This window comes from Corallococcus sp. CA053C (assembly GCF_003611675.1).
GTDB lineage: Bacteria > Myxococcota > Myxococcia > Myxococcales > Myxococcaceae > Corallococcus.
This window is the reverse complement of the sequence record NZ_RAWA01000359.1, coordinates 1-10,138: the sequence shown is the minus strand read 5'-3', so window position 1 is coordinate 10,138 and position 10,138 is coordinate 1. Positions and strand designations below refer to the sequence as shown.

Sequence of the window (10,138 nt, the reverse complement as noted above, 5' to 3'; positions counted from 1 at the left end):
GGCGGAGGAACGCGGCATAGGTCGCGTGCATGTGGCCGCCAACGGCCGTCGGGGTGCGCAGGTTGTGGGAGCCCCTTACCGGAGGTGTGCCCATGGCCCAGGCCCACGAAACCGAAGACGAGAAGCAAGCGCGACACCAGCGTCGCCACGACGCCCACCTGCACGCGACCTATGCCGCGTTCCTCCGCCACCTCACGGAGGTGAGCGGCCTGCCCCCAGGCCTCGCCGAGTGCGCCGCCGTGTCGGTGCTGGGCGCCCTGGAGCGCCGCATCCTCCCGGAAGGCGCGCGCAACCTGGAGGCCCAGCTGCCGCGCCTGCTGGTGGCGTTCCTGCCGCCCCCGGAGGAGCGCCCGGTGCGGCTCCAGCGTTTTGGCCGGCAGGAGCTGGTGGAGTCCGTGGCGGAGGACCTGGAGATGCCCGTGGAGCGCGCGGAGCTGGTGGTGCGCGCGGTGCTGCGCGCGTTCCAGGATCAGATCACCGAAGGCGAAGCGGACAAGGTCGCCAGCAACCTGCCCGCGGACCTGCAGGCCCTCTGGCGCCTCACGCAATAGGCGCCAGGGGCGGGACGGGCCCGCTACTCCGAAGTGGGCCCGTTCCCCGAGCCGTCGCCGGAGGCGAACACGGGCGTGCCGCCGGGGAAGCTGGGGTCGTGCGGGAGGCTGCCGCGCGGGCTGCGCAGGTACACGAACGGCGTGGCGAACAGGAAGTTGCTCACGCGCGACGTGTAGATGTCCGCGTACCGCTCCACCTGCCGCGCCAGGTGGCTCTTGTCATTGCCGGCGCGGGTGAGGAGGCCCCAGTGGGGGTTGGACATCTCGCTGGCGGCGCGGGCCATGGGACCGATTTCGGCGTCCAGCGCCTCCAGCTCCGTGCGCAGCTCGGTGAGGCGCGTGACGAGCTCGCCCTCGGCCTTGTCGGTGCGCGGCCCGTAGTGGTAGCGGCGCCGCTGCAATTCCAGACGCACCTGGCAGCTCTCGTCCTCCAGGCGCTCCTTGTGGAGCATGCGCTCGCCGATGCGCAGCTCCGTGGCGCGGAAGCTGGCGATGGCGCGCACCTCGTCCTCCAGCTCGCGCAGGATGAGCGCGGTGCGCCAGCGCAGCACGTTCTTGGTGACGTGCACGTCGCCGAACATGTGGTCGCCCACGTAGAGGATTTCATCGCCGGACAGGCCCAGGTGCCGCTCCAGCTCCAGTGCGCTGCCAGCGAAGTAGGGCGTGTTGCGGCTCAGCGGCCCGGAGTGCGGCCGGAGCAGCGCCTCGCCGTTCACCTCCACGACCTCGAAGAGGGTGGAGCGGGTGGTGAAGAACTCCGGCTTGCGCGCGCTGACGATGACGACGTCGAAGAGCTGGCGCCAGGTCATGCCGTCGGGCAGGTGCTTGTCGAAGGCGAAGTGCATCATGGGTTCGGTGTAGGCCCACTCGCTGTTGGTGATGAGCAGCAGCTTCTTGCCGGCGTTCTTCTGATCCAACAGCGCGAGCGGCGTCTCCGGATCATCGATGACGTAGCGCTCCGGGTCCGCGATGATCTCCGCCTTGAGGCGCCCCTGCATGTGCGTGGCGTCCAGGTTCTTGCGCACGTGCTCGTAGAGGTCCACGTAGCCCATGGGGCCGGGCAACTGGCCCGCGTCCAGGCGGTCCACCAGCTGCGCGTAGATGCAGGCCTCGGAGAGGGAGAAGAGCGTGTTGAGGAACACCCAGCGGCGGTCCGCCAGGTCCACGATGGTGCGGGCGTAGGCCTCGCGCTGCGCGTCGAACTCCATGGGCTTGCTGCCGTGCAGGGCCTTCTTCACGAAGCCGAAGCGGTTGGCCTTGAGCAGGTTGCCCTTGGCGGTGTCGATGATGAGGCCGCGGATGGCGAGCATCGGGTCGAACGTCAGGTCGCTGACGGGCCACCCCTGCTCGACCAGCCGGTCGCGGATGTACTCGTAGGCGCGGCGCTCCCACGCTTCCACGCGGTAGTGGATGAGCGTGTAGTCCATGTCGTAGCCCACGGCCTTGATGGCGCGCATGTTGAGGGTGCGGTTGCAGAACAGGCCACGCTCGGGCGGGGGACCGGGGAGATGAGGACGCATGGGAAGCAGGCTTGCCAAGCCCTGCGAGCAAAGTCGAGCGGCCCGTGCATTCCCGGCGGTTTACGGGCAGGCCGTGAGTCGTCCAGGTGTCGGAAAGATGGGATACGGATGACAGACGCGCGCCTTCGAGGACCGGGAGCGCGCGACCGGAGGGCAATCGCATGGTGGCAATGAAGCGAAGGTGGAGCGGGGCGGTGGCGGCGGTGGTGCTGCTGATGGCGGGCGTGGCGGTCGCGGAGGAGTGGGAGACGGTGGCGACGGAGCCCTACGTGGTGAAGGTGCGCGCGCGCCCGGGCAGCAAGGTCAAGGACATCTGGGCGGAAGGGGAGATGAAGGCGAGCGCGGCGCAGGCGCAGGCGGCGCTGGAGGACGCGGAGTCCTACCGGCTGTGGATGCCGTACGTGAAGGAGTCGCGGGTGGTGAAGCCGACGGAGGACGGCGGGCGGCTGACGTACACGCGGTTGGATCTGCCGGTGGTGTCCTCGCGCGACTACATCTCGCACGTGGTGACGGAGTCGAAGGTCGCGCCGGATGGCACGGGCGCGTACGTGCAGCGCTGGAAGGCGGAGCCGGACGCATTCCCGGCGCGCCGCGACGTGGTGCGCCTGCGGACGAACGAGGGCAGCTGGAAGGTGGAGTCGAAGGGGGAGGGGAAGTCCTGGGTCGTGTACAAGTTCACGGTGGATCCCGCGGGCTCCATCCCGGGGTTCCTGGCCAGCGTGGGCCAGAAGGACGCGGTGTTGGACACGCTGCGCGCGGTGGAGAAGCGCGCGAAGTCGCTCACCGTCACGCCTCCGGCGAAGTAGGCGCTGGGGGGGATGGAGGCGGGCGGGCCGGGTGTTCCCTCCGGACGCCATGGCTGACAACTCCAAGATTGAATGGACGGATGCGACGTGGAACCCGGTGCGCGGCTGCGTGAAGCTGAGCCCGGGCTGCAAGCACTGCTACGCGGAGACCTTCGCGGAGCGGTTCCGCGGCGTGCCGGGGCATCCGTACACGCAGGGCTTCGACCTCAAGTTGATCCCCGGCAAGCTCGCCGAGCCGCTGCGCTGGAAGGCCTCCAAGCGCGTGTTCGTGAACTCGATGAGCGACCTGTTCCTGGACGGGGTGCCGGAGGCGTACATCGAGACGGTGGCGCGGGTGATGGCGCTGGCGGACTGGCAAACGTTCCAGGTGCTGACGAAGCGCTCGGAGCGGATGCAGCGGCTCTTGTCCACGCGCCTCGCGTTCGCGGCGAGGCTGCCGAACGTGTGGTGGGGCGTGAGCGTGGAGGACCGGCGCTATGGCCTGCCACGCGTGGATCACCTGCGAGCGGCGCCCGCGCGAACGCGGTTCCTGTCGGTGGAGCCGCTGCTGGAGGACCTGGGCCGGGTGGACTTCACGGGCGTGGACGGCGTGATTGTCGGTGGCGAGAGCGGCGCGAAGGCGAGGCCGTTGGACCCTGCGTGGGTGCGTTCGTTGCGCGAGCAGTGTGACGCGGCGGGCGTGGCCTTCTTCTTCAAGCAGTGGGGCGGCGTGCGCAAGGCGACGACGGGGCGGGTGCTGGACGGCCGCACGTATGACGCGCTCCCGCGAAGCACGGTGGCGCCGGTGCCCGATGAGGCCCGACGTCTGCGCCTCCTGGAGGAGGCCGAAGCGCTGGCGGCCCCGTGGCTGGCGCCGCCCGCGTTGGCGATGGGGGCGTGAGCCCGCGGTTCAGCGCGCCGTGCCGCGCCGGCCCTTCTTCAGGTAGTCGACGAGCGCCTTCAGCTTGGGCGCAAGGTGCGTCCGGCTCGGGTAGTAGAGGAAGAAGCCCGGGAGGGTGGGGCAGTGCGGTTCCAGCACGCGCACGAGCTGCTTCTCCGCCACCCGCTTCCGCACGCGGTTCTCCGGGACGAAGGCGAGCCCCAGCCCGGACACCGCGGCGTCCACCATGAAGTCCACGTCGTCCAGGCACACGCGCCCTTCGACCGCGACCTCGATCCGCCTTCCCTTGTCCAGGAGCTCCCAGCGGTGGAGGCTCCCAGTCGTCCGGCTGCGGTAGTTGATGCACTGATGCTCGCGCAGGTCGCGCGGGTGTCTGGGCTTGCCGCGCGTCGCGAAGTACGACGGGGAACCCACCACGGTCATGGCGATGTCGTCGCTCACCTGCACGGCGATCATCTCGCGCTCCATCAGCTCGCCAATGCGGAGGCCCGCGTCGAAGCCCTGCTTGACGATGTCGATGAGCGCGTCGTCCACCTGGATGTCCACCCGGATGTCTGGATGGGCCGCGAGGAACCCCGCCAGGCGGGGCGCGAGCGCCTCCTGGTAGCCGTAGCGCGGCACGGTCAGACGCAGGGTGCCCGCGGGGCGGTCGCGCAGCTCGCCCAGCGACTCGAACGCTTCGTGCACGTCCTTCATCGCGGGCTGGAGCCGCGCGAGGAAGTGCGCGCCCGCCTCGGTGAGCCCGACGCTGCGCGTGGTGCGCTGGAGGAGCCGCACGCCTACGCGTTCTTCAAGGACCCGAAGGGACTGGCTCACCGCCGAGGGGGTGACCCCCAGTTGCGTCGCCGCGGCGGTGAAGCTGCGTTTCTCCGCCACCGCGAGCAGCGCTGTGATGCCTGAGAGGTCGTCGCGCATTCTTTAGCGTAGCTACAAAGCGCATGCAGATACGACGCATTTCGGAGCGGAGTGCTCGGCCGTAGCTTGTGGGTCATGGAGGCAGTCATGAACGCACAGGGCAGGGTCTGGTTCGTCACGGGGTCGTCGTCGGGGTTCGGTCGCAGCATCGTGGAGGAGGCGCTCGCGCGGGGTGAGCGCGTCGTCGCGACGGCAAGGGATCCCCGGTCACTGGAGGACCTGGTGGCACGCGCCCCGGACCGCGTCCTCGCGGTCCGGCTGGATGTCACGAAGGCGGATGAGGTCCGGAGCGCGGTCGCGGCGGCGACGGAGCGCTTCGGCGGCATCGACGTGCTGGTGAACAACGCGGGCTACACCCTGCTCGGCGCCGTGGAGGAGACGAGCGACGAGGAGCTGCGGGCCGCGTTCGAGCCGCTGTTCTTCGGCGCGGTGGCGGTGACGCGGGCCGTGCTCCCTCAGATGCGCGAGCGTCGCTCCGGCACCCTCGTGCAGCTCACGAGCGTGGCGGGCATCACCACGCACCCGGGCACGGGCGCGTACAGCGCGGCGAAGCATGCGCTGGAGGCGCTGTCCGAGTCGCTCGCGAAGGAGGTCGGGCCGTTCGGCGTGAAGGTGCTGATTGTCGAGCCGGGCATGTTCCGCACGAAGCTGCTCGGCGCGTCGTACCGGGAGCTGCCGGCGATGGCGGAGTACGCCCCGACGGTTGGCCTGACGCGCACGTTCGCGACGCAGTCGAATGGCACGCAGCCCGGCGACCCCGACAAGGCCGCGCGCGCCATCGTGGACGCGGTCCTGGCGGGAGTGCCGACGTTGCGCCTCCCACTGGGAGTGGATGCACCCGACGCGATCCGCGAGAAGTTCGCGCAGGTGCTGTCGGACGTGGAGCGCACGGAGCAGATCGCGCGCGCCACGGCGTTCTGATCCCAGCCGCGGACTGGCAGGAACAAATGGGGGCTACCAGCGCCAGCCACCCCGACCGAGCACTTGCGCCAAGGAGTCCGAAGATTTTTTGCATGACTCTCCGGCTCACGGGCTCTATCGGCTTGGGGGAGGGCAATTTGGAGGCCTTTCGCAAGGCGCCCACCCGCCAGCGCCGGCATGGGTTTCGGGTCTGACTGGTCAGGTCCCACTCGGGGGAGCCTGGGGCCTGCCAGTCAGGCCCGAGATACCGAAGCGGAGCGGTACCAGGAGCCAACATGCGGGAGGTTCGTGGGTGGGTGGTGGTGGCCGTGCTGTGGTGCTCGGCAGGTGCGGCGGTTGCAGCGGAGACCCGGACACGCGGCTGCGGGAGACACAGGGGCAGGTCGTGGCGCCGCAATGACTCACGCCCTGTCTCCATTCCCGCTTGGGACTGGCGCTCACTTCCCGAGTCTGCTCAGGAACGCATCCACGAAGCCGACTACATCGGCCTGGATGGCATCGTCAGGCCCGCCCGTGAGGAAGTGCGCGACCCGCCTCGGGCCGATGGCGTCAGGGATCCGGAAGTCCTGGCGTAGGACCGCGAGCGCCTGGAGGCAGTGCTCATCCTGCAAGAGCGGCTGGATCCGCCGGACGACGTCATCCACTCCCTGTCCGAAGTACTTGAGGACGTAGAACAGGTCGTAGGCATCCTTGGTCGTCCCCCGGTATTTGAACGCCAGGGCCTTCAGTATGATGAAGGCGCCTGCGCCGCAGACCCAGAGGCCACGCCGGGCCTGTTCCCCCCGGATGGTGACGCCCTCCAACTCCACGTGAATGCGATCCGTGAACGCCAGATGAAGCCCGGGGATGATGATGGCCGCGAAGTCCGGCTCGAGGTTTCGCAACTTGCCAGGCTGGTCCTGGGGAAGCGTCGGCTGAATCAGGAAGTCCAAGGTCATTCGGCCGCCAAGGCCCTCCACCTTCCACGTCTGACGTGAAGGCCGTCCCTTCTCGTTCAGGGCCTGCGAGAACCCCGCCCCCCTCAGGCGCTCGGCGATTCTCTGGTAGCGCTCCTCGTCGAGCACCGCGATATGCAGGCCCAGATCCAGGTCCATGGTGCCGACGTGCGTTTCGAAAGCATCCTCCGCGCTACCGGGCCGGATGAGCAGTGAGGGAACGAGCCCCCCAACGACGATGATGTCTTCAAGGAAGTCGCCCAGGATGGTCGCGACATAGAGACACGTGGCTCGGGCAAGCTCGGCCTGCTCGGGGGGATAGCCCTGACGCGTTTGAGGCTTCTCAGCCATGGAGGCTCCAGGCGAGCTGCGTGCGACGGAGCTCATCCGCCGCCTCTTCCGCCCGCTCGGGCATGGCGAGGAGGTCGAGGTAGGTCTGCACGGCGCTGACGCAGCGGACGCCGGCGATGTCGATTGCACCATCGAAGACACCCGGATCATCGGGCACGACCAGCCAGACATTCGCCCCCCGCTCCTCTGGCCGGAAATGCAGTGTCTCCAGCTTGGGGCGCTTTTCGACGTAGATCGTGACGGTCCGGAACCCCGCGAACCGGGCCTGCATCCACGCGGACGCAGGCCCCGTGGCGGCGTGAGTGATCGAACCTTCGCGCAACGCTTCCGAGAGCGAGCCCAGCAGCGCCTGAGGACTGCGCGCTGGGATGTGGCCGCGAATGATGTGATGGCGGTCGAACGCGTAGGCCTCGCGCCAGGCCTCCAGGAGCAACCCGGGGTTCCTGACGCGGACAGCTCCCTGCTCCCGAGAGATGAATCCCTGGGTCTCAAGCTGACCGACGATACGGCTGACGAACCCCTCCCCAAGCCCTGTCTCGTGGGCGAGTTCACGCTGACGGAAGGTCTGGGTGGGTTCGAGCAACAGCTGCCGCGTCACCCGGGCACTCTTCGGCGCGAAGACATTTCCAGGGCGGCCTCGCTTGGGCTCGGGGTTGGGCTTGCCCTCGATGCGGATGTGGAGCCCCGGCCCCCGCAGCGAGGCGTTCCCCGCGAGGTCGATCCAGGACACGGAGCGTAAGCGGCAGAACTCCTTGCCGACCTCGCCCATGAAGGGGACCGCGATGACGGAAACGATGGGCTTTTGCCCGATAAACACGCGCGCCCGTTTCAGTTGCTCATGGGCTCCTTCGAGGCTCCGGAGGGTCGCGGACTGTTTGCACTCCACTACGAACACGTGCTCGTTGCTCTGGGCGACGAGGTCTACCTCTGCGACAGGAGCGCCCACGTTGGAGAGCGGCTGCTCCAGCACCTTGCCCAGGGCGGTGAAGGCCTCGCTTTCGAAGTCCTTGGTCATCGTCTACTTCACTAAATACCCGATCTTTACTGACCGGTAAAGTATGGGCGTTAAGTAAAGTATCGATCCATCTATTTAGAATTATTGATGTTTTTCGCCGGTCATGGGCCTAGGCGGGCGGAAACCTGACCCCGGGCAGGACGAGGAGTCGCCTGCCCTCCGCGTCCTGGAGCTCCAACGTGTAGACGCTGCGGGCTTCCGCCACCTTTGCCGTTGCTTCCACGATGATCCGTGCCTTTTCGGATTCTGATTTCGGATCAATCTGGAGCACCTGCACGACCGTCAGGGTTTGAAGACCCGGGGCGCTCAGAATTGCCCGAAAGGGTCTGCCTGACAGCGACACCTCTTCGGCAAGTTCGATGAGCACTGCGACACGCTGAAAAGAGCGAAAGCTCCTGACCTGAAGAAGCCCGGGTTCAATGGCTGGGAATGACGGAGCAGGAACCAAGAGCTGCAGAGCCTGGACCCCCCGCTGATCCAGCAGTCTTTCGGCCAGCAACGTGGAGATGCCCACCAGGAGGGGACACGTCGGTTGTGGCTCAGGAGCGGCGGCCTCCGCGGTCGCAAGAAGCGGAAGGAGGAACAGGAGCATGGGCCTTCCGACTACTCGTCGTAGCGAAGGATGCTCCGAAGGGAGATCTGGTTGAAGAGGATCGCCGTGTCTTCATCACCACCCTTGAGGCGAGGGAGCCCTGTCTGGCGATCTTCCAGCGTCACAAGTTCCACACAGATGGGATGGGTTTCGCCAGTCTTCTTGAGTCGGATCTGGGTGAAGCGTCCATAGACACGCTTGGAGCCGACATAGACAGTTCCCGTCATCTTGGCGCCAGCCGCCACACGCCCCCAACTCTCGGTGGTGTAGACGGTGGCCCGTCCCTCCCGAACGGTCACATTCCCGTTCCCTGTCTTGTGGTCGAACTCGCCGCCCCACTGGAGCTGGGCGATGCCCAGTTCCTCCATGGCGTCGATGGCCTCCTTCGGGCAGTCCTCGGAGGGAGGCTGAGGTCGATCCACCAGGGGCGCACCGGTGACGCAAGCCAATCCCATACACGCGGCGAGCGCGGCGGGCTTGAGTGAACGGGCTGACTTCGGGGACGGAGCGGGCGGCTTGGGAGTCACGGTGGCGTGTACCTCGGGAGGCGGGGCAGCGACAGGAACACTGTGCTGTGGCTCCGGGACGATCGCCAGTTTATGACCCGTGGAGGTGGAAGCCTGCGCCTCGACCCTGGTGGTTGTATGGGCCAGGACTCCCCAGGTCCCAGCTCCCACCAACACAATCCCCAGACACGCCGTCAGACCGAGCACATGGATCCGGCTCGGAGCGCGCGACGCCGGAGGCGGTGCCATGGGTTCCGTCACCGACACGGGATAGGGCTGCGACGGCCACGCAGGGCGCTGGATCCGGTCCGAGGCCTCCTCGAAGAGCCGCGCCTCGAACGCGTCACCGCCGGACAGCAGCGCCTCCATCAGCTCCGCATGCGCCTCCACACCCGTGCGCGGCCTGCGCTCCGGCGACTTCTCCAGGAGCCGCAGGATGGCCCTGGCGAACGGCTCCGGGACCTGGGGGTTGATGGCCCGGGGTGACGGCGGTGGCCGCCGGGTGATGAGCACCGTAAGCAGGTCCGGCGCCAGCTCGGGGGAGAACGGATGGTGCCCGGTGGCCGCGCGATACAGGCACACGCCCAGCGCGTACAGGTCATCCGCTTCGGTGGACGGATAGCGCAGCTCCGGCTGCCTCCAGTGGAGTTGCTGGAAGCGGATGGCCTCCGGGCTGCGCAGGTGCAGCGTCCCCGGGGGCAGGGTGGTGGTCGTCAGCGTCGTGGCCCCCGTCTGGTCCCCGGCGCCGAAGTCGATGAGCATCGGCACGTGGCCCGGCTCGCGGATGAGGATGTGCTCCGGCTTCAGGTCCCGGTGCAGCACGCCCCGCGCATGCAGCACGTCGAGCGTCATCGCCACCGAACCGCCCACCATCGCGAGCTGCCGGAACGTGGGGTTGAAGTTCTCCGCCCAGGTGTGGAGCGCCCTCCCGTCGATGAAGTCCATGACGAAGTAGGGCAGCCCCTCCACGGGGTCCGGCCAGCGCCCGGTGGCGTGGACGCGGACGACGTGGGGATGCCACGCCCGGTCCAGCAGCAGCGCCATCTCCCGCAGCGCCCGCGCCGGGTCCGGGTGCAACGAGAGCTTGAGCGCGAAGCTCCGGCCCGGCGCCTCCAGCGGCTCCACCCGGTAGACGGCGCCGTACCC

General features: G+C 68.1%; 10 protein-coding genes. 4 read left to right on the top strand and 6 right to left on the bottom strand.

The window, feature by feature from the left end; translation table 11 throughout:
• Window positions 1-92 precede the first annotated feature (92 nt).
• The gene (locus tag D7V97_RS33375) at window positions 93-551 is read left to right on the top strand and encodes a DUF2267 domain-containing protein (RefSeq protein ID WP_158623508.1); all 459 of its coding nucleotides are present in this window, start codon (window positions 93-95) and stop codon (window positions 549-551) included.
• 23 nt (window positions 552-574) lie between these two features.
• On the opposite strand, the gene D7V97_RS33370 is transcribed toward D7V97_RS33375, so the two are convergent.
• Window positions 575-2,071, bottom strand: a complete 1,497-nt coding sequence (locus D7V97_RS33370; RefSeq protein WP_120614661.1) for an HAD-IG family 5'-nucleotidase — start codon at window positions 2,069-2,071, stop codon at window positions 575-577.
• A 161-nt stretch (window positions 2,072-2,232) separates the two neighbouring features.
• On the opposite strand from D7V97_RS33370, the gene D7V97_RS33365 reads away from it, so the two are divergent.
• Both D7V97_RS33365 and D7V97_RS33360 read left to right on the top strand, forming a co-directional pair.
• A complete protein-coding gene (locus D7V97_RS33365) occupies window positions 2,233-2,877 on the top strand; it encodes an START domain-containing protein (RefSeq protein ID WP_120614660.1) in 645 nt (214 codons plus the stop codon).
• 49 nt (window positions 2,878-2,926) lie between these two features.
• Window positions 2,927-3,757, top strand: coding sequence for a DUF5131 family protein (locus D7V97_RS33360; RefSeq protein ID WP_120614663.1), 831 nt, complete (start codon window positions 2,927-2,929; stop codon window positions 3,755-3,757).
• A gap of 9 nt (window positions 3,758-3,766) precedes the next feature.
• Here the strand turns inward: D7V97_RS33360 and D7V97_RS33355 are convergent, their stop codons facing one another.
• Window positions 3,767-4,672, bottom strand: coding sequence for a LysR family transcriptional regulator (locus tag D7V97_RS33355; protein WP_120614659.1), 906 nt, complete (start codon window positions 4,670-4,672; stop codon window positions 3,767-3,769).
• Between the two features lie 87 nt (window positions 4,673-4,759).
• On the opposite strand from D7V97_RS33355, the gene D7V97_RS33350 reads away from it, so the two are divergent.
• Window positions 4,760-5,593, top strand: a complete 834-nt coding sequence (locus D7V97_RS33350) for an oxidoreductase (RefSeq protein ID WP_120614658.1) — start codon at window positions 4,760-4,762, stop codon at window positions 5,591-5,593.
• A 437-nt stretch (window positions 5,594-6,030) separates the two neighbouring features.
• On the opposite strand, the gene D7V97_RS33345 is transcribed toward D7V97_RS33350, so the two are convergent.
• The 4 genes from D7V97_RS33345 to D7V97_RS33330 form a co-directional block, all read right to left on the bottom strand.
• The gene (locus tag D7V97_RS33345) at window positions 6,031-6,879 is read right to left on the bottom strand and encodes a hypothetical protein (RefSeq protein ID WP_120614657.1); all 849 of its coding nucleotides are present in this window, start codon (window positions 6,877-6,879) and stop codon (window positions 6,031-6,033) included.
• Window positions 6,872-7,894 (bottom strand): hypothetical protein, encoded by a 1,023-nt coding sequence (locus D7V97_RS33340; RefSeq protein WP_120614656.1) that lies wholly within the window; start codon window positions 7,892-7,894, stop codon window positions 6,872-6,874. The genes D7V97_RS33345 and D7V97_RS33340 overlap by 8 nt, the downstream gene beginning before the upstream one ends.
• A gap of 109 nt (window positions 7,895-8,003) precedes the next feature.
• On the bottom strand, window positions 8,004-8,486 hold the full coding sequence (locus tag D7V97_RS33335) for a DUF2381 family protein (RefSeq protein WP_120614655.1): 483 nt from the start codon (window positions 8,484-8,486) through the stop codon (window positions 8,004-8,006).
• Between the two features lie 11 nt (window positions 8,487-8,497).
• Window positions 8,498-10,138 (bottom strand): serine/threonine-protein kinase (locus D7V97_RS33330; protein WP_147445077.1); only part of this gene is annotated, 1,641 nt, incomplete at its 5' end.